The organism is Candidatus Enterococcus ikei (assembly GCF_017316105.1).
GTDB lineage: Bacteria > Bacillota > Bacilli > Lactobacillales > Enterococcaceae > Enterococcus_L > Enterococcus_L ikei.
Genome location: NZ_JAFLWD010000020.1, coordinates 24,748 through 48,251, shown reverse-complemented (window position 1 = coordinate 48,251; position 23,504 = coordinate 24,748). Strand labels below are relative to the sequence as shown.

At 35.5% G+C, this 23,504-nt stretch carries 24 protein-coding genes; 4 read left to right on the top strand and 20 right to left on the bottom strand.

Translation table 11 applies throughout. From position 1 onward, the window contains the following. Positions 1-423 precede the first annotated feature (423 nt). Positions 424-1,068 (top strand): cyclic di-AMP binding protein CbpA, encoded by a 645-nt coding sequence (gene cbpA / locus JZO69_RS09105; RefSeq protein ID WP_207112569.1) that lies wholly within the window; start codon positions 424-426, stop codon positions 1,066-1,068. Between the two features lie 173 nt (positions 1,069-1,241). Further along, entirely contained in the window at positions 1,242-2,099 is an 858-nt protein-coding gene (locus tag JZO69_RS09100; protein WP_207112568.1) for a PhzF family phenazine biosynthesis protein, read from the top strand. 53 nt (positions 2,100-2,152) lie between these two features. Here JZO69_RS09100 and murB read toward each other — a convergent pair whose 3' ends face one another. Both murB and JZO69_RS09090 read right to left on the bottom strand, forming a co-directional pair. Next, positions 2,153-3,055, bottom strand: coding sequence for a UDP-N-acetylmuramate dehydrogenase (murB, locus tag JZO69_RS09095; RefSeq protein WP_207112567.1), 903 nt, complete (start codon positions 3,053-3,055; stop codon positions 2,153-2,155). A 71-nt stretch (positions 3,056-3,126) separates the two neighbouring features. Then, positions 3,127-4,041: a Gfo/Idh/MocA family oxidoreductase gene (locus tag JZO69_RS09090; RefSeq protein ID WP_207112566.1), complete on the bottom strand. Its 915-nt coding sequence runs from the start codon at positions 4,039-4,041 to the stop codon at positions 3,127-3,129. A 174-nt stretch (positions 4,042-4,215) separates the two neighbouring features. On the opposite strand from JZO69_RS09090, the gene JZO69_RS09085 reads away from it, so the two are divergent. Further along, positions 4,216-4,974, top strand: a complete 759-nt coding sequence (locus JZO69_RS09085; RefSeq protein ID WP_207112565.1) for an exodeoxyribonuclease III — start codon at positions 4,216-4,218, stop codon at positions 4,972-4,974. Between the two features lie 126 nt (positions 4,975-5,100). Beyond that, positions 5,101-5,634 carry a 3'-5' exonuclease gene (locus JZO69_RS09080; RefSeq protein WP_207112564.1) on the top strand — a complete coding sequence of 178 codons (534 nt, stop codon included), beginning with the start codon at positions 5,101-5,103 and terminating at the stop codon, positions 5,632-5,634. A gap of 46 nt (positions 5,635-5,680) precedes the next feature. Here the strand turns inward: JZO69_RS09080 and JZO69_RS09075 are convergent, their stop codons facing one another. From JZO69_RS09075 to JZO69_RS08990, 18 genes are all read right to left on the bottom strand, one after another. Continuing rightward, a complete protein-coding gene (locus tag JZO69_RS09075; RefSeq protein WP_207112563.1) occupies positions 5,681-7,369 on the bottom strand; it encodes an FAD-dependent oxidoreductase in 1,689 nt (562 codons plus the stop codon). A 93-nt stretch (positions 7,370-7,462) separates the two neighbouring features. Then, the gene (ahpC, locus tag JZO69_RS09070) at positions 7,463-8,026 is read right to left on the bottom strand and encodes an alkyl hydroperoxide reductase subunit C (RefSeq protein WP_010760552.1); all 564 of its coding nucleotides are present in this window, start codon (positions 8,024-8,026) and stop codon (positions 7,463-7,465) included. Positions 8,027-8,285: 259 nt separating this feature from the next. Continuing rightward, positions 8,286-9,131 carry an alpha/beta hydrolase gene (locus JZO69_RS09065; protein ID WP_207112562.1) on the bottom strand — a complete coding sequence of 282 codons (846 nt, stop codon included), beginning with the start codon at positions 9,129-9,131 and terminating at the stop codon, positions 8,286-8,288. Positions 9,132-9,215: 84 nt separating this feature from the next. Beyond that, entirely contained in the window at positions 9,216-9,842 is a 627-nt protein-coding gene (locus JZO69_RS09060; RefSeq protein ID WP_207112561.1) for an endonuclease III domain-containing protein, read from the bottom strand. Positions 9,843-9,918: 76 nt separating this feature from the next. After that, on the bottom strand, positions 9,919-10,599 hold the full coding sequence (locus tag JZO69_RS09055; RefSeq protein WP_207112560.1) for an O-methyltransferase: 681 nt from the start codon (positions 10,597-10,599) through the stop codon (positions 9,919-9,921). A gap of 119 nt (positions 10,600-10,718) precedes the next feature. Next, complete coding sequence (locus JZO69_RS09050) at positions 10,719-11,081, bottom strand: DUF1048 domain-containing protein (RefSeq protein ID WP_207112559.1); 363 nt, start codon at positions 11,079-11,081, stop codon at positions 10,719-10,721. Then, positions 11,071-11,406, bottom strand: coding sequence for a PadR family transcriptional regulator (locus JZO69_RS09045; protein WP_207112558.1), 336 nt, complete (start codon positions 11,404-11,406; stop codon positions 11,071-11,073). The genes JZO69_RS09050 and JZO69_RS09045 overlap by 11 nt, the downstream gene beginning before the upstream one ends. 194 nt (positions 11,407-11,600) lie before the next feature. After that, positions 11,601-12,605: a lipoate--protein ligase gene (gene lplA / locus JZO69_RS09040; RefSeq protein WP_207112557.1), complete on the bottom strand. Its 1,005-nt coding sequence runs from the start codon at positions 12,603-12,605 to the stop codon at positions 11,601-11,603. A 13-nt stretch (positions 12,606-12,618) separates the two neighbouring features. Then, positions 12,619-13,359: an MBL fold metallo-hydrolase gene (locus JZO69_RS09035; protein WP_207112630.1), complete on the bottom strand. Its 741-nt coding sequence runs from the start codon at positions 13,357-13,359 to the stop codon at positions 12,619-12,621. Between the two features lie 156 nt (positions 13,360-13,515). Next, the gene (locus JZO69_RS09030; RefSeq protein ID WP_207112556.1) at positions 13,516-14,313 is read right to left on the bottom strand and encodes a DUF975 family protein; all 798 of its coding nucleotides are present in this window, start codon (positions 14,311-14,313) and stop codon (positions 13,516-13,518) included. 19 nt (positions 14,314-14,332) lie between these two features. Next, positions 14,333-15,415: a M42 family metallopeptidase gene (locus tag JZO69_RS09025; protein WP_207112555.1), complete on the bottom strand. Its 1,083-nt coding sequence runs from the start codon at positions 15,413-15,415 to the stop codon at positions 14,333-14,335. A 168-nt stretch (positions 15,416-15,583) separates the two neighbouring features. Then, entirely contained in the window at positions 15,584-16,855 is a 1,272-nt protein-coding gene (dltD, locus tag JZO69_RS09020; protein ID WP_207112554.1) for a D-alanyl-lipoteichoic acid biosynthesis protein DltD, read from the bottom strand. Continuing rightward, positions 16,855-17,091, bottom strand: a complete 237-nt coding sequence (gene dltC, locus JZO69_RS09015) for a D-alanine--poly(phosphoribitol) ligase subunit DltC (RefSeq protein ID WP_207112553.1) — start codon at positions 17,089-17,091, stop codon at positions 16,855-16,857. The genes dltD and dltC overlap by 1 nt, the downstream gene beginning before the upstream one ends. Before the next feature lie 49 nt (positions 17,092-17,140). Further along, a complete protein-coding gene (gene dltB, locus JZO69_RS09010; protein WP_207112552.1) occupies positions 17,141-18,346 on the bottom strand; it encodes a D-alanyl-lipoteichoic acid biosynthesis protein DltB in 1,206 nt (401 codons plus the stop codon). Then, positions 18,343-19,857, bottom strand: a complete 1,515-nt coding sequence (gene dltA, locus JZO69_RS09005; protein WP_207112551.1) for a D-alanine--poly(phosphoribitol) ligase subunit DltA — start codon at positions 19,855-19,857, stop codon at positions 18,343-18,345. Before dltA ends, dltB begins: the two co-directional genes overlap by 4 nt. 14 nt (positions 19,858-19,871) lie before the next feature. Beyond that, positions 19,872-20,021, bottom strand: a complete 150-nt coding sequence (locus JZO69_RS09000; protein ID WP_207112550.1) for a teichoic acid D-Ala incorporation-associated protein DltX — start codon at positions 20,019-20,021, stop codon at positions 19,872-19,874. A gap of 344 nt (positions 20,022-20,365) precedes the next feature. Continuing rightward, positions 20,366-22,453 carry an ABC transporter permease gene (locus JZO69_RS08995; RefSeq protein WP_207112549.1) on the bottom strand — a complete coding sequence of 696 codons (2,088 nt, stop codon included), beginning with the start codon at positions 22,451-22,453 and terminating at the stop codon, positions 20,366-20,368. Continuing rightward, positions 22,443-23,210, bottom strand: coding sequence for an ABC transporter ATP-binding protein (locus tag JZO69_RS08990; RefSeq protein ID WP_207112548.1), 768 nt, complete (start codon positions 23,208-23,210; stop codon positions 22,443-22,445). The genes JZO69_RS08995 and JZO69_RS08990 overlap by 11 nt, the downstream gene beginning before the upstream one ends. Positions 23,211-23,504: the final 294 nt, after the last annotated feature.

The following is a 23,504-nucleotide window of genomic DNA, read 5'->3' as shown; positions in this document are numbered from 1 at the left end:
ACCGACCTTTTGAGCTTGGTAGTCGTCACCTATTTTACAAGGTACAGATCGCTGATCTTCTGCCCTCGGTACATTTTGGGGAGCTCCCGAAATGGCTGTACGAACCTGTCTACTTGATTCCTGTGACACTCACAAAGTTTTTCTTTATGGCAACCGGCTGAGTTAGCAACTTGTCTCTTGCTACTGTATTGTCTATTAATTTCAACAAAACAGTAAGCAAAAAAGCCATAAGATAGACTTCTTATGACTTCATTTCCATTCATGTTATTTAATCATTGTATTTAATTTCAAAGTGTTCGCATGAATTAAAATGTTCTCATTTTAATTCCAAAAACCTTCCACTACGTCAATAAACTATGGTTTTCTTTCAAATTATGTTATCATTACATTGTCAGATGAATTTAACCTACGGGAGGTCAAAATATGTTATTAAAATCCGTTGTTATCAAAAAGAAAAATCTTACAACTGTCAATGAATCTTGCACATTGGAAGAGGCTTTGAAAATCCTTGAAGATTCAGGTTATCGTTGTGTACCGATCTTAGATGAATCGGAAAAGATTTTCAGAGGAAATATCTATAAAATGCACATCTACCGCCACAAAGCAAACGGTGGAGACATGAGTTTACCAGTGACTTATTTATTAAAAAATGCGACAAAATTTATTTTTGTGAACACATCATTCTTCAAAGTTTTCTTTACGATCAAAGAATTGCCTTACATCGCTGTGTTGGATGAGAATAATTATTTCTATGGAATTTTAACACATAGCACGTTATTGAATATCCTTGCTCAGTCTTGGAATATTCAGCGTGGTAGTTATGTTTTGACAATTGCTACAACAGGTAAACAAGGAGATCTAGCCGCAATGACGAAAATTATTGCGAAACACAGTAGTATCGCCAGCTGTATTACGCTAGATATTGGTGAGGATGAATTTATCCGCCGTACCTTGATCACTTTACCTGCAGACACAACTGAAGAAACGTGTGCAGTGATTGTTGAGAATTTAGAGCGTAAGAATCTTAAAGTTGTTGAGATCGAAGATTTACAGGCAAATGCTGAATAAAATGATAAAAAAGCAGCCTTTCAACTAAAAGGCTACTATAGACAAACTATTTTTTGAGAAATCAAATGCAGAAAATAGTTTGTCTTTTGCTTTACAAAAATTTTACCCAACAATAGTTATGTGTAGTGTTTTCTACGCTACAATTTATTCTAAGTAATGAAAGCAGGTGTCTTATGAACATATCCGTTTATGTAGCAAGTGCCTTCAGCAAGGATCATAATGGCGGAAATAAAGCAGGAGTGGTACTGATGGAAAATACATTGACCACCACTCAGAAAATGGCAATAGCCAAACAACTAGGCTACGCAGAAACTGCATTTATATCAGATTCTGAAATTGCTGATTATAAATTTGAATATTTTACACCAAAAGAAGAAGTTGATTTATGTGGTCATGCCACAATTGGCTCTTTCGTGATATTGATGTATTTAAATAAAATTTTTAGGAATCACTATACGATTGAAACAAACAGCGGTGTTCTTACTATCACCATAAACGATGACAATATATTCATGGAACAAACCAAACCACTATTCTATGATACTTTATCTCCAAACGAGTTCAGTGCCTGTTTTGATAGTAAAGATATTGATCATAAATACCCGATTCAAATCGTTTCCACTGGCTTAAAAGATATTTTGATTCCCATAAAAAGTGAAACACAATTACATGCACTACAACCAAATTTTGACAAAATCAAAGAAATCAGCCAGGCTTACGATGTTGTTGGGACGCATCTATATACTTTTACTGACGATCGAATTATATGCAGAAATTTTGCGCCACTATACGATATCAATGAAGAAGCAGCAACTGGAACGTCAAACGGTGCATTAGCTTGCTACCTTTATGAGCACAACTACTTGCAAAAAGAAGTCTATGTATTTGAACAAGGTTATTCTTTAGACTCGCCTTCCGAAATATTCGTTAAATTGGCAACCAATGACCAGGATGAAATAGAAAAGGTTTATGTTGGCGGTAAAGGTTATTACTGTGAAACTAAGTATTTAAATGTTGAAAATATCCAGTGAAAATATTCTGAAGAGCATAAAAAAAGAAGCCTTCCAACTGAAAGGCTTCTTTTTTAACGTTCTTCACCAATAATACGGACTTCTGTCTCCAATGAAACATCAAATTTTTCTTTGATCACTTGCTGGATATGGGCAATCAATTCTACATAATCTGTAGCTGTCGCCTGATCAATGTTTACAATAAAACCAGCATGTTTTTCTGAAATTTGAGCGCCGCCCCATTTTAGTCCCTGCAAGCCAGCATCTTGAATCAGTTTTCCAGTAAAATGTCCTTCTGGGCGTTTAAAGACGCTACCACAAGATGGATATTCTAATGGTTGCTTGGATTCTCTAAGTTCAGTCAGCTCTGACATTTGCCCTTTTATTATGCTGTGCTCCCCTTTTTCTAAAGAAAAAGTCGCTTCTAACACAATACAATGCATATCTTGAATCGCACTGTGACGATATGAAAATGCCATCTCTTCATTTGTAAAGGTTTTGACCGTTCCATCTTCTAACAACACATCAATACTTGTGAAAACATCCTTGATCTCACCACCATAAGCACCTGCGTTCATATAAACAGCTCCGCCGATACTCCCTGGAATGCCGCAAGCAAACTCAAAGCCTGTCAGATCATGATCTAATGCAACATATGTTGTATCGATCAATTTCGCTCCTGCTTCAACAATGATCTGGTTTTTAGAAACAGAAATTTGCTTCATATTTTCTAACATGATCACCATGCCGCGAATCCCGCCGTCTCGTACAATTAAATTACTAGCATTTCCTAAAACAAGCCATGGAATTTCATGATTTTTACAGTATTCAACCAGAGTAGCCACTTCAGCTTTTGATTTTGGAAAAGCTAAAACGTCTACAGGTCCACCTGTTTTAGTAAAGGTAAAATTCATCAAAGGTTCATCAAATAGTAAGGTTATATCCGTTAATTCATTCATCATTTCAATTTTATTCATCGAAAGTCGTTCCTTTCTTTCAAACATCCTACTTATTCTAGCATGTCAAAGAAAAACTTTCTAGTCTGACTCTATAAAATATGTTCTTGATGTTTCCGTAGCATTTGCGCACATAGCTCATGACTAGTAAAGACTTTTTCTTGTTTTAAACGCGTTCCGTCATTTGTTTGAATGGCTTTGATAAATTCTTCTACCATTTGCTGGAAGCCGCGTTTTTCTAGTGTTGTTGACCAATCGCCAAAGTTTTTTTGTTGCGTTCCTAGCTGATTTTTGATGGTTAAGTTCGTTAGATTTTCTAATACTAACGTTCCTTCTGGGCTTGTTAGCTGGTAGGTTTCAGTATTTGCCCCAGCATAGAGATTCATTGAAGCGATTGCTGTTGTGGTTTCCGTTTCTACTTGGAGTAAGGCTCTTTTTAATAGGCCATTTTCCTCGATGATTTTGGTTTGGATGTGTCGAATCTCGTCATCAAGTAGATAAACAAGCGTGTCCGCTATATGTAAAAATAAATCGTAGATCACAAAATTAGCTGTGGATTCTGAGGCAATACGATTTTTTTGAATCAACATCATATTTTTATTTTCAACTGCTTTTAATTCTTCTACAAATGGAGCAAAACGGCGATTAAATCCAACCATCAACAGGAGATTTTTTTCTGCTGCTAGCGTTTGGATTTCTTTGACTTCTGCTAGGTTTTCACTTAACGGTTTGTCGACAAAAACGTGGATGCCAGCTTCTAACAGTTGTTTGACTAGTTGACCATGAACTTTCGTTGCGGCGTGGACAAAACAGGCTGATATGCCAGCTTCAATCAACTCTTCTGTCGAAGCTACTATTTCATTGAAGCCGTATTTTTCACTAATTTCTTTTCTAGTTTGTTCATTTCTGGTAGATAAAATAAACGTTGCTTGGTCTCTTAGTTGAGAGTAAACAGGTAAATACGCTTTTTGCGCAATATTTCCTAAGCCGATGATTCCAATTTTCACGAAAAGTCCTCCTTGATTTTAAAAGCTGAACAAGCTAGTTAATACACTTATTTCTTTAAGTTTAGCATATCAGGAATTGATTTAGATGTAAAAAAATAGAATTATTTATAAGGTACAGCCTTTCATAGTTGAAATCACTGACTTTCTTGTTACAATAGTAATGAGGTGAATGAAATGAAATGTATATCATGGAATGTCAACGGCCTGCGTGCTGTTGTTAAAAAGAACTTTATGGAAGTGTTTAACGAATTAGATGCAGATTTTTTCTGCTTACAAGAAACAAAATTACAAGAAGGTCAAATTGATCTAGACTTACCAGGTTATCACCAATACTGGAATTATGCTGAGAAAAAAGGCTACTCTGGCACTGCTATTTTTGCTAAAGAAGAAGCTTTAAGCGTTCGTTATGGTATGGATCTTGAAGAACATGATCAAGAAGGTCGTTTGATCACATTGGAATATCCAAACTTCTTTATGATCACTTGTTATACACCAAATTCACAAAATGAGTTAAAACGTTTAGATTACCGTATGACATGGGAAGATGCGTTTCGTGCGTATTTAAACGAATTAAGTAAAGAAAAACCAGTGATTCTTTGTGGCGATTTAAATGTAGCTCATCAAAATATTGATTTAAAGAACTGGAAAACCAATCAAAAAAATGCTGGATTCACACCTGAAGAACGTGGGAAGTTTACAGAATTATTGGATAGTGGTTTTATTGATACTTATCGTTATTTCTATCCTGATCAAGAAGGCGTTTATTCTTGGTGGAGCTATCGTTTTAATGCTCGGAAAAATAATGCTGGATGGAGAATCGATTATTTTGTCGTTTCAGATGGCTTGAAAGAAGCTTTGACTAGTGCGAAGATCCATACTGACATTACTGGAAGTGACCACTGTCCAGTTGAGGTTGACTTGACTATTGCTTAACGAGAGGTTCTTTCTCTCGTTTTTTATTTAGTTTCTGTTAATATTCTTCAATTAGACTTACTATACGCCACTTATTTTGTTATACTGCATGTATGAATTAATTTTGAACTGAAAGGGATAATGAAAATGAATTTTTATTCCATAGACTTTGAAACAGCCAGTTATGCTAAGCATAGTGCCTGTTCTGTCGCATTAGTAAAAGTAGAAAATAATAAAATCGTGGATGAATTCTATTCCTTGATTAAACCAGAAACTGATTTTTTCTGGAAAAACATTCAAGTTCACGGGATCAAACCAGAAGATGTAGCCGATGCACCTAAATTTCCAGAAGTTTGGAAGCAAATTCAAGGTTGCTTTAAAGCGAATAGTTTAGTTGTCGCTCATAATGCGCCTTTCGACTGTGGTGTTTTAGCTGGATGTTTAGATTATTATGGCATCGATCAGCCGAATTACCTTTCGCTATGTACTGTGAAAACGAGTCGTAAGTTATTTCCAGAGATGCCGAATCATAAATTAAACACCGTTTGTGAGAATCTAGATATACAATTGAACAACCATCATGACGCTCTAGAAGATAGTCGCGCTTGTGCTGAAATTCTTTTGTACCAAGAAAAACATTTTGGTGTTGAACCGCTGAAAAAACTTGTCACAATAAAATAAAAATAGCCGAATCAAGAACAAATCGTTCAGTTGATTCGGCTATTTTTTATTTTTCTAAAATTTCAATGATTTCATCCATATTCTTAGAACCAAAAACAATGTCCTTATCATCAATGATCATCGCAGGAACACTCATGATTTTCTTTTCTGTTTTCAATTCTGGGAAAACACCGATATCGATCATTTCAGCTTCAACATTATGATTGATCGAAGCAATTCGCTGACAAGCTGCCACAACATCAGGGCAATAATGACAAGTCAATGAAACGAAAATCTGTACTTTCTTTTTAGGTAGCTCTTTGATTTTATCAACGACAGGCTCTTCTATTGGCTGTCCAGCGCTTCCTACATTGTAGACCGCTAAAACGATCGAGTTGACTTCATGTCCGCTTGGAATACCGCTAAATTTGATTCCTGTGTATTCACCTTGATCATTTAAGACAACAACACTAGGTAATTTATCGATGCCATATTTCGCTTCTACGTCAGCATCTGCACCTTTTTGAACAGTTTCCAGCAAAATTTTATCGCTTAATGAGGCAAATTCAGTTAAGAAAGAATTTAATTCAAGTGATTTCTCTTCGCTACTATCCATGACTTGTAATAAGGTTACATTCTTCGTTAATTTACCGAAAATACCACCTAGTTGCTCTCTCATTGCATCAGGGAACCATGTATTATTTCCACTTGTTGCTTTAGCAGGTTTTTTCTCTGCTTTTGGTTGTACTTCTTTATTTTCAGCATGCTGTTTCGCTAAACGTTTTTCCATACGTTCATTGACGATCGGTAAGCCAGCTTTTGTTTTTTCTTCTGTGATGTATTTTTGTGCATTGGTTGCAGCGATTGCGCCATCTGCAACAGCGGTAACGATTTGACGTAATTCTTTGATACGTAAATCTCCGGCTGCATAGACACCAGGAACATTGGTTTCCATATTTTCATTTGTCGGCACATAGCCGCGATCTAATTCGACTTTACCTTCAAAAATCTCAGTACTTGGTTTATTCCCTGCAAAAACAAACATACCAAACGTGCTGTCTGCTGGCGCTTCATATGTTGTTTCTTCACCAGTTTCATTATTAACAAAAACAGCTTTACGAACAAAATCATCACCAGTGATTTCTTTTACTTCTGTATTATAGACGATCTTGATATCTGGATGTTGTTTTGCTGCTTCTGCTGTTAATTTCGCACAAGTAAAATCAGGTTCACGAATGATCATCGTCACTGATTTACCATATCGAGTTAAGTAAACTGCTTCTTCGGCTGCCGCATAACCGCCACCAAGTACGAAAATATCTAATCCTTGGAAGAATTCACCATCACAGGTTGAACAATAAGCAATTCCACGTCCTGTAAATTCAACTTCACCTGGGAAACCGATTTTACGTGCTGACGCGCCCGTTGCAATGATCACAGCATAGGCTTGATAGGTTTTAGTCACAGATTTGACTGTTTTTACAGTTTGGCTTAAATCAACATCAATGATTTCATCCGTTGTAAATTCAACCCCGAAATCCAGCGCTTGTAAACGCATATCTTCCATCAATTCAGGACCAGTTGTTGCTCTAATCGCTGGATAGTTCACGATTTCGGAAGTCGTCGTTACTTGTCCACCGATCTTATCTTTTTCGATGATCAATGTATCTAACATCGCACGACCCGCGTAAATCCCCGCTGATAAAGCAGCTGATCCGCCGCCGATTACGATCAAATCATAAATTTCTTGACTCATGTATGTTCTCCTTTTGCCGTCGCATTATTTTGATTGATAAATTTTAAGAAAGACTTCCCAAAAAGGAAGTCTTAAGGTCATCTATTTAAGGATTTAGATTTTACCAACTAGGTCTAAACTTGGTGCGATTGTTTCTTCGCCTGGTTTCCAGTTTGCTGGACAAACTTTGTCACCGTGTTTTGCTACAAATTGAGAAGCTTCTAATTTACGAACGAGTTCATCAGCATTACGGCCGATTCCCATGTCATTGATTTCATAAGATTTGATTTCGCCTTCTGGGCTAACGATAAATGTTCCACGGTATGCTTGACCTAAATCTTCATTTAAAACACCGAAGAAACGAGCAATTTTACCATTTGGATCAGCTAACATTGGGTATTTGATTTTACCGATCGTATCAGTCGCGTCCGCCCAAGCTTTATGCACAAAGTGGCTATCTTCAGATACAGAGTAAACTTCACAATTCAACTCTTTTAAATGATCATAGTGATCTTGCATGTCGCCTAATTCTGTTGGACAAACAAATGAAAAGTCAGCTGGATAGAAGAAGAAAATACTCCATTTTCCTAATACGTCTGCTGTTGATACTTTGATAAAGTCTCCATCTTGGTATGCGTCACATTCAAAGTCTAATAGTTTTGTGTTGATTAAGTTCATTTATTATTCCTCCAATTTTTTTAAATCTAGATAATTTCCTACCTTATAAGCGTATCAATTTAAAATTATTATGTCAATAGAATTATTATAGTTTAGTTATTTTATTTTTGCCATTTCCGTCTTTTCTTTGAGAAAATAGCTCTTTCATTCTCAATAACATGAAAGAACACCTTTTATGGTTTGTCTGATCATATTTACACAATAAAACAAAAACAGAACAAAGAAAAATATCTCTGTCCTGTTTCATCTTCACTCTATTCTACCAAAAGAAATCTTTCAATAATTGAACGACTTTCTGGTTTTCAACTAACTCACTGTGACTTGCATTTTCTCCTTGAATCAATACTTCTTGATACTCAGCCACTTGATCCTGATAAATATATCTTCCAGAATAAACACTTTGTACAGGCACTGTATTGTCTGATGCAGTATCATCAACTTCTCCAGCGATATTTAACATCTCAATCGTATTAGGGATATTTTCCAGATTTTTTAAATAGCCTTTGAGCAGATCGCTGGTTTCTTTTAGTTGTGTAAAGGAAGTCACAGCTTCATTGTATTTTTCTGGTGTATCATTATATGGTGTTCCTAAAGTTATCAGTTTGGCTAATTTTGGATCGGTGGCTTGTTGAAATTCTTCTAGGTAAGAAGTGATCACTAATCCACCATTGGAATGTCCTAGATAATTGTATGTTTCAAATGAATATTTTTCTTGAATATAGCTTAACGCCAATTGATACCATTTTCCTTGAACAGGTAACGTGCTGTTACTACTGTCTTTAAAGGCAATCACGATCATGGGATGCTTCGTTGAACTAGTTAGTTTTCCTTTAGAAGAAACAGTTCCGTCAGTTGCTACAGTAACTTTTAACACGTCAGCTTGGGGATCTAACGATTTGATCAATCCATTAAATCGATTGACCGTTCCATTAGTGCCCGGAACCAGAATCGTTGGCGCTTGAATTTCTACTGGTTCACTATTTTGCACAAATTTTTCGGCAAATGCCGTTAAGCTTTTTTGAAATAAAAGAAAGAGCATCAGAACAACACCTACAATCAAAAATATTTTAGGAAGCTTTCTTTTTATGTTTTTAGTATTATTCATGACGTTTTCCTCCCCCTTACAAGGAAAGTGTACGCCTCGAAACTTAAACGAAAATTAAACACAAAATAAAGAGAATGACTTAGCTTAGGAGATTAAAAATGTTTCATCCATCTTCTTATCTCTGTTAAAATTCTTGCCATGCACATCAATCACCGCATGCCATTCTTTACATAAATCATGAGGGATTGTTTCAGTCAAATGAATAAAATCCTTACGCATTTCTTCATATGTCTTATATGGACCAAAACCTAAACGATTAAACAAACGAATTGCATATTGATCTGCAATAAACACATTTCGTTCAAAGATATAAAGGAGCATCGCATCTGCTGTTTCTGGACCGACACCTTTGATCTTCAACAGCTCTTTTCTAAGTTCCTCAGTGGAGTATGCACGAAATTTATCAAAATCACTATCATAAGAAACAAACCAGCTGATCAAGGCTTTGATATAGTTACTTTTTTGCGTGAAAAAACCTGCTGGACGAATCAATTCTTGTAATGTTTCCAATTCGATTTCTTGAAGACTTTCTACGGTTAAATAAGGTTCTAAATTGGCTAAAGCTTTACGGGCATTTTTTTCGGTTGTTTGCTGGATTAGGATCATCGAAACCCAATCAGAGATACGATTCTCATCTTCCCACCAGTATTGAAAACCGTAATGCGCAACCAAGTTATTTAACACTTGTTGCTTCTCTTTATCTGATTTCATATTTATTCACTCCTTTATTATCACATAAAAAAACTTGAATCAAAATAATTAAATCCTGACCCAAGCCGTATCATTGTTATTCAGTTATTTCTCTTTCTTTCGTGATCATGATCACGCCATCACCTAATGGCAATAAAGTCGATGTTAAATCTGGATGAGTCATGACTGTATCTAAGAATTGATTCAACTTTCTATGAATCGTTCTTTGACTGCGTGGAATTTCTTCGATTGGGTCTAAAATCGTTCCTGCTTGGAAAACATCATCCACCATTAAGACACCGCCAACACGTAATAAACGTAAACATTCCGGTAAGAATTCGATATATTTAGATTTTGCGCTGTCCATAAAAATAAAGTCATAAGGACCAGTTAAAGTAGGTAAAACTTCTGCCGCTTGTCCTTCTAACAACGTTACTTTGTCTGTTAAACCTAAGCGTTCATAAGTTACTTTCGCTTTTCTGATCATTACATCAAATCGATCGATCGTGGTGACATGTCCATCTTCTCCGACGTATTGTGCCATTAAACTAGAAGAAAAACCGATTGCGGTTCCAATTTCTAGAATATTTTTAGGTTTAATCTGATCTAAGAAAAATTGCAGAAATACAACTGTTTCATGAGGAATAATTGGCACTCCAGCAACGTGTGCTTCTTCTTCGATCACACCTAATTCTCCTTGGATCTTTTTTTGTTTATTTCGCATAAAATCAACTAGTTCTTGTTTTACAACTGGTCGATGCATCATTTCGTTTCGCATAATATTCGCTCCTTTTCGCTTCTTTATTATACGAATAGAAAGATACGATGTCAAAAGAGAAAACAAGAAATTTTTACACAGTAGTAACTCCGCAGTCACAAAGCGGAATCATTTTACTTTTATTCATCACCTAATTTTTTTGCGATCCGTTCATTCATTTTTCTTTTCAATTCATTGATTCGGTTGCGTGCTTGCATTTCATCTAGCGTATTTTCTGCAAAGGAGCCAACATCTTCACCGACTAATTGCAAAACAGGAATATTATTTGCTGCACCTTCTTCGAAAAATTCTAGAAGATCCAACATTACCGGTAACATATCCATGCCGTCTCCTGCAGTAAATTCCCACAAAAATTTTTGAATTTCTTTATAAACCATTTGGTACTCATCAGGAAGTTCTCTCAATCGTGCGATTTGCTTATTGTATTTTACTTTATCTGCATGTACTTGTTTAAAATAATTGAAAATATTTTTATTTTTCATTCTCTTTTCTCTCCTTTAATTTTTCAATCTGTCCTGAAATAAATCCCCAGCGTTGCCAAAATAAATTGAGTTCTTTTTGTCCGTTCTCATTCAATGAATAAAACTTTCGCATAGGCCCTACATTGGATTTTTTCTTCGTAACAGTTACTAAATTCTTTTTTTCTAAACGTAAAAGTATCGTATAAACCGTTCCTTCAACGATATCTTCAAACCCATATTCTTGTAACTTATTGGTTATTTCATAGCCATAGGTTTCGTGCCGATCGATAATTTCCAGAATGACACCTTCTAGAACACCCTTGAGCATTTCTGTTGTCCCGTTCATAATTTTCATCACCTGTTCTTTCTTGTGATACTTAACATTTTTCTCGCTACTCATTATTATTAAGTACAGGTATATAGTATAACTTAGTAGAAAGAATGTCAACTACTATGTTTTGCTAAGTAGCCAGAGATAAGAAAAGCACCAGTGGTAAAACTATTCTCTAGTTTTACCACTGGTACCTTATTTTCTACTTATTAATAAAGCAAGCCAACCAAATCTTCTTTTTCAATATTACCAAAGTATTTTTTAATATCGATTTGATCCACCGCTGCTTCGATCGCTGCTTTTTCGTATTTTGTACCTGTCAAAATTTCTTCTACATCTTTAATTTCACCTAGCCCAAAGAAATCGCCAAAGACTTTGATTTCTTTGATCACGCCGTCTTCAACATTCATTTGTGCATCGATGGAACCAATTGGAAAGCGTTGATGACGTTCTAAGTTAAAGGCTGGTGATTTACCATAATTCCAATCCCAGTTACGGTAGTATTCGTCAGAGATTTTGTTGATTTTTTCCCAGTCTTCATCAGTTAATTCATAGGTTTTCACTTGGTCAACAGAGTCGACACCAAAGATTTTCAATAAAATATCTTCACGAAATTCTTCTGTTGTCATATCTTGTTTATCTGCTGGCAAGAATGGCTTGATATTGGTTACTCGTGAGCGAACGGATTTGATTCCTTTTGATTCGATTTTATCTTTGCGAACTTTTAATGTGTTAACTACTTCATCAATATCGCTGTCAAACATCAATGTGCCGTGAGCAAACATTCTTCCAGCCGTTGCATACATCGCATTTCCAGAAAATTTCATCCCGTCGATTACTAAATCGTTACGGCCTTTTAACTCAGCACCAGAAACCCCAAGCTCGTGCAATGCTTGAATGATTGGTTGTGTTACCTTCGCAAAATCACGGAAAGAATTCCCATCATCCGGCATAATAAAACTAAAATTCAAATTCCCATGATCATGGTACACAGCACCGCCGCCGCTTAATCGACGAACCACATGAATCCCGTGTTCATCTACATACTCTTTATTGATTTCTTCGATTGTGTTTTGATTGCGCCCGATGATGATTGATGGGTCATTGATATAAAATAATAAAATTGGTTCATCTAAAGGTTTTTCTTTTAATAAATACGTTTCGATCGCTAAGTTAACTCTTGGGTCGTTATTTTCATTTGGTACAAAAATCACAGTTCACCACTCCTTAAATTTCAATCACTAAATTTTTCTCTGCTAAACCAACGGTTACTTGACTGCCAGCGGCTTTTTCAGCTTGTTGTTTCAACTCTTCTAAAGAGCCATGTTGAGGTAAATGAGTCAATATAAGTTCTTTGACACCAGCAGCTTTTGCGATTTCTCCTGCTTCTTTTGAGGTAAAATGAGCATGATGGTTTTCATTGCCCTCAAATAGATACGTATCAGCTAAAAAGACATCCGCATTTTTGGCAAAATCAACAAAACTTTCCAAATAACCAGAATCACCTGTAAAGACAAACACTTTACCCGTTTTTTCTTCTACAAAACGCATCGCATAACAAGGTACAGGATGAATCGTTTTCATAAAAGTCACAAGGAAAGGCCCTAATTTTAATTCTTCTGCTTCAAAATAGGGAACGGCTTTTGACACATTTGGCATATTCAATGCTTCAAAATGAACCATGTCATCTGTATGTCCATAAATCGGCAACATAGGTGTCGGTTCCATCACTGGATATAATTGACGATAATACTGCAACACACCGAGATCTGCGATATGATCATAATGATAATGGGACAAAATCACTGCATCTAATGTCAGTGGATCAAGATGCTCTTCTAAATTGACTAAGGTTGTACTTCCCGCATCTAACAATAGCTTAAAACCATCAGACTCCAGTAAATAAGAACTGGTTCCTTCTCCTTTATAAGGATAAGCACCTAAACAGCCTAAAACGGTTATTTTCAACTTCATCGACCTCCTCGATTATTCTTCGCTTAATGGTAACATAAAAACGGAAAATAGAGACAATTATTTATCCTGATTTTATTTCCCTTTAACTATTTTTCGATTCATAAAAAAACAGAACATATCTGATTACAGACTGTCCTGCTTTTCTTAATATTAATCAACTGAAACAGGTGCGCCTTTTTCTTCACGGGCTGTATCATAAAAACTGGCAATCGCCACATCATGATACGGAATCACCCATAATAAACCAATTCCGAAGACTAAAGCACCAATAATAAACCAACCAATAAATGAAATTTGTAGAAGTAAGTATTGCCCAAAACGACCTTTCATTAAGAACAATGCATACTTGAGCGCATCTCCAACAGATAATTCAGGATCATCAATTTTGATCCACACGGCAAATTGAAAAACACCGCTGACAAACACACCCACAAAAATCATTAAAAATGCAAAAACAATTAATAGTATGGCTAAAACGATGTCTCCACCCATTTGAGATTGAAATTGATCAACTGAGACGGTGTTGAACATCAAACCAAAATACATAGCTGCCCCGTAAGATAAAAGGACTGGTAACAAGACTATTAAATTTAATAACAATTCAACAAGATATTGCGTAATATTAATCAATAACATCGGAATATAAAACTTTCCTTGAAAAATAGTTGTTAGCATTCCAGCCTGAACTTTTTTCCCTCGTAAAACTTGGAGTGCACAGTAATAAGTGCCATAGGTAATCGCAAAAAAGATAAAGTTATTTAATAAGAAAGACATAACATTATTTCCAGCACTCTCTTTTGGTAAATTTGCAATACCTCCAACTAATGTACTAATAATAAACCGGATAAATACAGCTAAAAATGTAATCCACGCCATAGCTCCCCATTGATTTTTCAAGGAAATTCTAGCTTGTTCTCGATGCATTGCATTCGTAATTTGACTTTTCATTTGAACTATCACCTCTTTTTTAGTAACTGCGGAGCTTATCTACTGTTTCTTGATCTAATCGCTTAACAACTTCTGTAACTAGTTTGACTGTATTTAAATAATCATCTTCATGGATCATCGAAGTATGAGAATGTAAATAACGTACAGGAACTGTGATTGCTAACGATGGTACGCCATTTCTGCTTAAGTGCATCCTGCCGGCATCTGTACCTCCACCTGTAATTACAGTGTATTGGAAAGGAATATTGTTTTCTTCAGCCACTTGAATCACAAAATCACGTAATTTTTTGTGAGGAATCATCGACGCATCAAAAATCAAGATCTGCGGTCCTTTCCCTAATTCAGAATCGGCTTCTTTCGGCGTCATTCCCGGCGTGTCACCAGCAGTTCCAGTATCTAGGGCAAAAGCAATATCTGGGTCAACTAAATGAGTACTCGTTTGAGCACCACGCAAGCCAACTTCTTCTTGTACGTCGCTTCCCGCAAATATGATATTAGGATGTTTATCTGTCGCTAAATTTTCTAAAACTTTTAAAGCTACAGCTGTACCAATACGATTATCCCAAGCTTTGGCTAACATAAATTTAGTATCATTCATCCTACGATATTCAATATATGGCGTGATCATATCACCTGGTTTAATGCCCCACTCAGCTACTTGCTTATCGCTTGATGCACCAATATCGATGAACATATCTGCAACATCATAAGGTTGTTTTCTAGCTTCTACAGACAACACATGAGGCGGTTTTGACCCAATCACACCATGAAATACATCACCTTTGCCTGTTTTGATCTGAACTTGTTGAGCTAGCATCACTTGACCCCACCAACCACCAAGGGTTTGAAATTTAATAAACCCTTTTTCTGTGATCTGAGTTACCATAAAACCGACTTCATCTAAGTGTCCTGAAAAGAACACTTTAGGACCTTCTTTATCCCCAACACGTTTGGCGATAATACTGCCTAAACCATCATACATGATTTTATCAGCAAAAGGTTCTGCGTATTTTTTAAATATGTCTCTGACTTCTCCTTCGTTGCCAGGTACTCCTTTAGCATTTGTTAATTCAATTAACATCTTCTCTTCTTTTTTATCCAAAGTATAAAACTCCCTTCCAAATATAACTCCAAAAGTATTATACCATTCCTTTCTATTAAGTCTAAAAATAAACTACTTAGAACAATTTATAAGCGTACAAAAAAAACAAGAGGGCAAGACGAAAGTATAAAATACTTTTGCCCCGCCCTCCCTAAACGAAAGCTTTAACTATTTTTTTATATCCTCTGGCTCTTTTTGTTGCCATTCTTTTGAATAAAATGAACTATCAAGCTGATACTTCGGTGTTTTAGTCGAACTATTTTCAAGAAATGGCTTGATTCGTTGATCGGCAGCTAGCCAACCTCGCCAACCTAAGTGAATTGTATCCGCCATAAAATATTTTGTATCACAATTTTTTGTAAAATCGGCAATGTTATTAAAGCCTTGACTTTCCAATTGATACTTAACTTTTTTAGCAAAACCTTGCAACATTTCTTGTGAAAGTCCTGTAAAATTCGACCAATTTTTATTAACTGGTGGAATAATAAATAAAACTTCTGCATTATCCTGAGCTAACTGACTTAAAACTAACTGTAAATCCGAAAATTCAGGAGAAAAACGATAATCCCAATTTACCTGAGAATTCTCTAAACTATTTAATTTCTTCTTTAATCGTTTATCAAAGAATGGATTGGAAATTTCAAATGAATTGTTGTTTGTTGCCTTTTGACCTATTTTTTCAGCTAGTTGATCTAACTCGTTCACATCATAGGTATCGGGCAAACGACGTTCAGCTTTTTCAATCGCTTTATCTTTGTTTATCATACCGATTTTTCCAAATAATTCATCTTCACGTGAAAACATATTAAACATCAAATCAATATACCGCTTATCCGATGCACTCGGCAAGGTTCCTGAAATAATCGATTTTAAAGCACTGTCTAAACGCTTGTCTTCTTTTACTTTGGGAAAATCCATTAAACGCGTTGCAAGGTACTGATCATCAGGCGTTATTTTTTTTAGAGCACTGACCCATTGGTAGGTTTGCAACTCAGAATAATACGCATTGAAGTAGTCATTAGTCACACCCTCTTTTACAAACCATTGTGGTGAAATAATAAAAACTACTTTTTTATGAGAAAGATTTTTCCCCATAGATTGCATCATCAAGGCCTGTGTTAAAGACTGAGTTCCTGGCGCTCCTAATAAAAATGGGCGATAATTCCGATCATATTTATCTGCTAAAACTGACGGATGAAATGGACTGATCCGACTCAGCTCAGAAGAACCAAAAAATGGAACATAGTCTTTTGAACCGATCGCTTTATTTTTGATTGCATTTCCTCTTAGCACGTTGGTTGCCATAGATGTAGACGCATCAGCTAAAACACGCTTGCTACCCATGTCTATTTTGAACGGCGCAAAGAAAAAAACAAGAAGCAGAACCGCAGAAATCAAGATCGGTCCAAAAATTCCAAAGATTTTTTTCTTCATACTCATTATTGTAATGCTTTCACTTGCTCGATGACTTTATTTGGTGTGTTCCATAAATCGCGGTCAAATTCTGAAACTGGTACTTGTACACCTAATTGTCCATCAATTTCAACTAACAACTGAACTGTAGCTAGTGAGTCCATCAAGCCTTCTTCAAATAAATCAACATCTCTATTTTCTTTGACTTCATCTGTACCAGCAATTTCTTCCAAAATATCTAAAATGGTTTCTTCTATGTTCATGTGTAGTTCTCCTCTGTCGTACAGTTTTTAGCTGTATGTTATTTTGTTTTTATTTAAAAAATAATGTATCTAAAAATCCTGAAAAAATCAAGAAGCTAAAGCAAACTGCATTAAAAGTTAAGAAAATCGCAAACGCATGGGTGAATTTGTTTGAGGGGATTTTCTCTTTATGTTTTTTCTTAAATCGTAGCCACGCATCAGTCAAACAAATCAAGAGGGCGTGATACAATCCGTAAACCAGGTAATACCATGTTAGTCCATGCCAGAGTCCCATAAGCAAGAATAAAGCAAAATACCCAACATTTGAAGCAACGATACGGCTTTTGAAAACTTTCTTTTTGATTAAAGTAAACATCAAGCGCATATAAATATAATCACGGAACCAAAAAGAAAGTGTCATATGCCAACGATTCCAGAATTCTTTAATATTCCAACTTAAAAATGGTTTGTTAAAGTTGACCGGTGTGTCATAGCCCATCAAATAACTTGTCCCAACTGCAAACAAACTATATCCGGCAAAATCAAAGAACAAATACATACTATAAATATACATGTATGCAACTAATTCCCAAGAAAAGCCACCTGTCTTTTCAGCTGCTTTTGCTACGACAGGCATCAATACTTGTCCAAAATAATAACCAATAATAAATTTATATAAAAATCCAAGGAAAAAATTATGAATTCCTTTGCCGAGAAAGTCGACATATTTTTCAGGCGTTGGCGGATTTTCTACATCTTTTTCAAAACGGCGATAACGATCGATCGGTCCAGACGATATCGTTGGAAAGAATAACAGAAATTCAATATAACGGAAAATATTGTATTCTTTGATCGAACCATCACGCATTTCCATAATGATCTGCACAGACTTGAAGGTCAAATAGGAAATACCAAGAAATCCTAACAATGAAGCATGTCCAGAAACAAAAGGCATTACCTTAACTAAAACTAATGGCAAAATTGCTAAAAATACAGCTAGATAAAAGACCCAGCTTGCGTTTTTCTTTTGCCGATAATGAAAATAAAACCAAACCAAGATCGTTTGCCAAATGACATAAACAATCAACGCTACCCCTTGTTTCCAATCTTTACCGCCAAAACTCATATACAAGAACAATAACGTGACCAACACTTGATACCATGACCAGCGTTTGCCTTTAGTTAGCAGCGTAATAATCATTGGTAATAGCGCAATCAGTAAATAAATAAAATAAATAGGATTCGCATAAGGAATCATATAAGGGAAATCGATCATGTAGCATTCACCTCATTCATCAATCCTTTACGATCGATCTTTCCATTGGCTGTCAGAGGTAACTGTTCCACATAAATAAATTTTTGCGGAATCATATAGTCCATCACTGATAGGCTTAATTCTTCTTTGATAGCTTTTGATAATTTAAATTCCTTGTCAAAATCATGCGGATTAGCAACTACAAACGCAACAAGCTGCTGCACTTTATGATTTTGGTATTTAGGCACAACGGCTGCCTGCTTCACATAAGAAACACCAGCTAAATGATGATCGATGTCTTCAAGTTCGATTCGATAACCGTGAAGCTTTACTTGAAAATCAATCCGTCCGTCATAAATCAGCATGCCGTCTTTTATTTTTCCAGCATCCCCTGTACGATAGGCTGGTTGACCTTTGTATTCAAAAAAAGCAGCTGCAGTTTTTTCCGGATTATGCAGATAGCCTTTTGAAACACTAGGACCTGCAATTACAATTTCACCAACCTCTTCAGCTGGAACTTCTTGATCATCATTCATAATATAAACATTCGTATCATTTTTGACGCGGCCAATCGGTACCCGACTATAGTTGTCCAAAAGCTCCTGCGTGACCTCTACACCAGAAATTGCCACAGTCGCTTCAGTTGGGCCATACGTATTGAAAATGTGAGCACTTGGAAAACGATCCAGTAATTTCTGTGCTGTGGATTTAGGCAACTCTTCCCCACAAAATAGAAAAACTTTCAAGCTTTCGACATGTTCTCCATCAAATGTTGGTTCCATCAAACAAATATCCATAAACGAAGGAGTAGAAACCCAAACTTCTATTTCCAATTGCGGCAAGACTGCAAACAATTGTTTAAAGTCATTGATGACTTCTTTTCGCATCGGTGTTAACGAGCCACCTGTTGTCAGCGCTGGATAAAGATCCATCACTGATAAATCAAAAGAGTACGGCGCTTGAGATAAAAAACGCATCCCTTCTGTGATTCCAAAATCAGTTAGTTCCCAGTTGACAAAACTTAAAAGATTGCCATGACTAATCTGAACGCCTTTAGGCACTCCGGTTGTTCCAGAAGTAAAAATAATGTAGTACGTTTCTGAATCAATAACAGGTTGAACAGTGTCTGAAGCTTTATATTCTGTGCAAATGTGTTGTACTTTTTCCAATGAAACTAGCTTCGCATTCGTAGAAAGCTCTGGCCATTCTTTTATAGAAAAAATCACTGCTGGTTTGGCCACATCTAAAATCATTTCTACCCGTTCTTTGGGCGTATGTGCTTCAATCGGAATATATGCGTGACCAGCCTTTGATGCGCCTAAAAAGCAGGCTAACATTTCAAATTCCAACTCTCCGTAAACCACCACTGGACGAGCTCGTTCTACATTTTCCTGTAAAAAAGCAGCAATTGCATCCGAGTTTTTTTTCAACTCTCCATAAGTATACGTTCGATTGGACTCAATATAAACGGGACGGTTTGGCTCTTTCATCCCCCAATGATCGATTGCTTCAATAATATTTAAAATCGTCATGAAGTCTTCCCTCCCTAAAACTCATTATAAATAAATGTTCCGCCGTCAATATTTTTGTAATGATATAAATAAATCAACATCAGCAAGACTCCAAAATAAAAAACGGTTCTTCCAATGAACTTCCCCCAATATTGCACATTGGGTCGATTAAAAAATTCTTTCATTTCATGCCTCCAAAATTCCGCATATTCATAATTTTAGTACTGCTATTGTAATCAAAACAAACAAGAAAAGAAACTAAATTTTTAAATAAAGCTTCCTTTTTTACTAACAGTTTTGTCACTTCACAAAAAAAGAAGACAGGACAAAAGGGAAAAGTTTTTGTTCCGCCCTCTTTATTGTAAAAAATAAGTACAAAAAAATATTTTTCTACGACCATTTACCGCGTAAAAACTAACTTAAACGATCGGTTTTTGTATTTTTAAATTCTTCGTTAACTTAAACTAACTAAAATATTGCTTATCAAAACCAACTTGGTGATTCATACTCCTCTTAAAAAAAATTTAAGCTATTGTCGGTCTTTCCCATGAATCATACGCGAATAAATTGCTGACGTTAAAAAATAATACGTCAGATAAATCAGTATCAATATCCCGCAAGAAAGATATGCGAGCCAATAACCAGAACTTGTAATAAATTTACTAAAAACATATATTGCAAACGTTGCATGTAAGACACCAATGATCATTGGTGGGAAAAATATAATACTATTTTGCTGATAAATAAGTTTTGTGATCTCATTTTTAGGAACACCGAGTTTCTTTAATAAATCATAATTTCCTTTTTCTCGTTCAGCTTCGGAAAATTGCTGCAGCATCAAAATACTTCCAGTTATGATCAAGGCTAGGATACCTAAAAACATTGCCACATAAATGAATAGACCCATTTCTCTTCTTTTATATCTCAAATCAGAAAAACGGCTAGTATAATTCAGTTGCCAGAATTCCTGTTCATCATCTTCAGAATAAACTTGGGATTTCTCTTTTTGTGGCTGTTGGCTCGTTTTCGATATGTAGCCTTGCAGCTGATTATTGACCCACTGATATTTATGATAAACAGGCGTTATCCATTTGGGTTTTACAGCTTCTGACAACTTATTTGCAAGAGCTTCTTCATCTTTGGCTTGAATATTAAAAGCACTTAACGTATAGCTTATGCCAGAATTTATCTCACCAAATTGTTTATCTGATACAACGACTGTGGGGAAATTGTATCTTAATAAATCTTGCCCTAAGTAATCTGCTCTTACATCTGCTACATGAAGCTTGATCCCTTCTGACAATATGAACGTCGAATCATAGCGAATAAAACCACCTAGAATATTTGGGATACTGTCCAAAATAACAATGTCGTGTTCCTTTTTTAGCTCGATATTTTTTAGATAAGGATTTATTTTTTGAAATTCATGATAATTAGAAAGTGATAATAAGTTGATAGGACTTAACGTCTGCTGTTTTTCTTCCTGTCCAATTTTAAGATGAAATTGACTGCCCGTCAACTTATAATTCAATTTGACTAATGAATCGATTTTTGTATCCGGTTCCTTTTCGATGACTTGTGCTATTTCTTTAAAATTCTCCTCAGCTACAATAAAATCAGTTGGTGCAGTTATATTCACTGAATTCATACCTATTGTATAAAAAGACGCTGCGCCACCGATCATTCCTAAAGCAATCGCAATAAAAATAGTAACAGCTGATAACGTATTTCCGCCTCTTTTAATATGTTGTTTTGTATTTCCCAATGCCAACATATTTAAATTTCGATAATAATGACTTTTATTTTTTCCAAAGAAAAATACCACTAAATACATCGTGTATTTAAAAAATAAATATGTCCCCACCATACAAATATACATAATCACTAAAGGAGCCATCAAAAAACCAACAATCCCCAATGATGTATGCAGAAAAACTGTGCTAAAAGAAATAACATTGTACGATAAAAAATACCCTGTACCAATAAGCACTATACCAAGAATTCCTAAACAAGTATCTAATAGAGACATTTTATTTGACTTGACCGCTTTTTTTTCAGTTGGTTTAAGTAAGTTTGTTACTTGATAACGATAAATCCGCCAGCTGCTTCGAAGAGAGACCGCAAACAACATAAATAAAAATACTAAGCTGGTTTGAATCATTGAAGGTATTGAAATAAAAAACAAACTTTCAACCTGCAAAAACATCGCTTTTGCTAAAATCATTGAAAAAAGCTTTGAAAAAATAATGCCTAAAACAATTCCAGTTACTAATGAGACTGCGCCCAAAATCAATGTTTCCACAAAAAACAAAAAAGATATTTGACTTTTCCGCATACCAATCAGATGATACAGTCCAATTTCTTTTCCTCGCTTTAATAAGAAGAAATGATTCGCTGCAAACATAAAACCTAGTATCATAATAACGATCAATATTCCGCCTAAATTCATTGCGCCGTTGATATGAATTTCTTGTCCCACTCGATTAGCCAACGATCTATTGTAAGTAATAGCGCTAAAACAATAATACACAACAACAGCAAATGTCATACTAACGAAGTAGACAAGGTAATTGAGAAATTGCCCTTTGAAGTTCTTCCAAGACAAATTAAAAATCATTGGCACGACCACCTCCGCCAATCGTTGCTTGCATATCGATCACCCGATTAAAGAACTCTTTTCTAGAACCTTGTCGGACAACTTCTGAGAAAAATACACCATCTTTAATAAATAAAATCCGATTACAATAACTTGCAGTATAAGGATCATGAGTGACCATCATGATCGTAGCATCGTCTTCTAAATTCATATTTGTCATATATTGCAGCAACTCAGCTGCTGATTTAGAATCTAGAGATCCTGTTGGTTCATCAGCAAAAATAATTTTAGGTTTAGTAATCAATGCTCGTGCTGCTGCCACACGTTGTTTTTGCCCAATCGAAATTGCATTGGGATAGGCAGTCAATAATTGTTCGATTCCTAGTATATTGGCAACATGAGTCAACCGTTGCTCCATTTCCACTAAAGGCATTCGATCAACAGCTAAAGGCAAGAGGATATTATCTTTTACGTTCAGCGTATCCATTAAATTAAAATTTTGGAAAATAAAGCCTAGTTTGTTACGACGAAAGTCACTGATTTGATTATCACGCATTTTTAAAATATCCTGCCCGTCGATGTGAACGGTTCCTGTTGTAGGTAAAGCAATCGTGGATATAGCACTTAATAATGTAGATTTACCTGCACCACTTGGTCCCATAATGCCAACAAATTCGCCTTGATCAACTGAAAAAGAAATATTATTCAAAACTTGTACCTTATTATTTCGATACCCATATGATTTACTTAAATGATTTACTTCTAAAATTTTTTTCATCGTTTTCGCTCCAGTTTATTCATTGTCCTTATTCTACCAATATTTTATGTATCTTAACATCGTTTCTCCTTACAATTAAGTAATAATAAAAAAAAATTTACTAATCATTTAGTTTTCTTAAAAATAATGTTGTGACAATTTCCACAAACCTTTTAGGGAGTTGTTTTCACTGTTTTTTCATTTCTCATAAACACTATATGTAGTTGCCAAAGCGAATTAAAAATTAAATTTCACACTACATATAGTTGAAAGATTCAACGAATTGTTTTATGATAGTGAAGGAATAAATCTATG

Excerpts from the sequence above, each read along its gene's own strand:
- ahpC (WP_010760552.1), bottom strand. The coding sequence starts at position 8,026 with ATGAACTTAATCAACACAAAACTATTAGACTTTGAATGTGACGCATAC.
- JZO69_RS09055 (WP_207112560.1), bottom strand. The coding sequence starts at position 10,599 with ATGCGAAACGAAATGATGCATCGACCAGTTGTAAAACAAGAACTAGTT.
- JZO69_RS08990 (WP_207112548.1), bottom strand. The coding sequence starts at position 23,210 with ATGAAAAAAATTTTAGAAGTAAATCATTTAAGTAAATCATATGGGTAT.
- JZO69_RS09065 (WP_207112562.1), bottom strand. The coding sequence starts at position 9,131 with ATGAATAATACTAAAAACATAAAAAGAAAGCTTCCTAAAATATTTTTG.
- cbpA (WP_207112569.1), top strand. The coding sequence starts at position 424 with ATGTTATTAAAATCCGTTGTTATCAAAAAGAAAAATCTTACAACTGTC.
- JZO69_RS09080 (WP_207112564.1), top strand. The coding sequence starts at position 5,101 with ATGAATTTTTATTCCATAGACTTTGAAACAGCCAGTTATGCTAAGCAT.
- murB (WP_207112567.1), bottom strand. The coding sequence starts at position 3,055 with ATGAATAAAATTGAAATGATGAATGAATTAACGGATATAACCTTACTA.
- JZO69_RS09045 (WP_207112558.1), bottom strand. The coding sequence starts at position 11,406 with ATGAACGGGACAACAGAAATGCTCAAGGGTGTTCTAGAAGGTGTCATT.
- JZO69_RS09000 (WP_207112550.1), bottom strand. The coding sequence starts at position 20,021 with ATGAAAGAATTTTTTAATCGACCCAATGTGCAATATTGGGGGAAGTTC.
- dltD (WP_207112554.1), bottom strand. The coding sequence starts at position 16,855 with ATGAGTATGAAGAAAAAAATCTTTGGAATTTTTGGACCGATCTTGATT.
- dltB (WP_207112552.1), bottom strand. The coding sequence starts at position 18,346 with ATGATCGATTTCCCTTATATGATTCCTTATGCGAATCCTATTTATTTT.
- JZO69_RS09050 (WP_207112559.1), bottom strand. The coding sequence starts at position 11,081 with ATGAAAAATAAAAATATTTTCAATTATTTTAAACAAGTACATGCAGAT.
- dltC (WP_207112553.1), bottom strand. The coding sequence starts at position 17,091 with ATGAACATAGAAGAAACCATTTTAGATATTTTGGAAGAAATTGCTGGT.
- JZO69_RS09100 (WP_207112568.1), top strand. The coding sequence starts at position 1,242 with ATGAACATATCCGTTTATGTAGCAAGTGCCTTCAGCAAGGATCATAAT.
- JZO69_RS09060 (WP_207112561.1), bottom strand. The coding sequence starts at position 9,842 with ATGAAATCAGATAAAGAGAAGCAACAAGTGTTAAATAACTTGGTTGCG.
- JZO69_RS08995 (WP_207112549.1), bottom strand. The coding sequence starts at position 22,453 with ATGATTTTTAATTTGTCTTGGAAGAACTTCAAAGGGCAATTTCTCAAT.
- dltA (WP_207112551.1), bottom strand. The coding sequence starts at position 19,857 with ATGACGATTTTAAATATTATTGAAGCAATCGATCATTGGGGGATGAAA.
- JZO69_RS09085 (WP_207112565.1), top strand. The coding sequence starts at position 4,216 with ATGAAATGTATATCATGGAATGTCAACGGCCTGCGTGCTGTTGTTAAA.
- JZO69_RS09075 (WP_207112563.1), bottom strand. The coding sequence starts at position 7,369 with ATGAGTCAAGAAATTTATGATTTGATCGTAATCGGCGGCGGATCAGCT.
- JZO69_RS09030 (WP_207112556.1), bottom strand. The coding sequence starts at position 14,313 with ATGAAAAGTCAAATTACGAATGCAATGCATCGAGAACAAGCTAGAATT.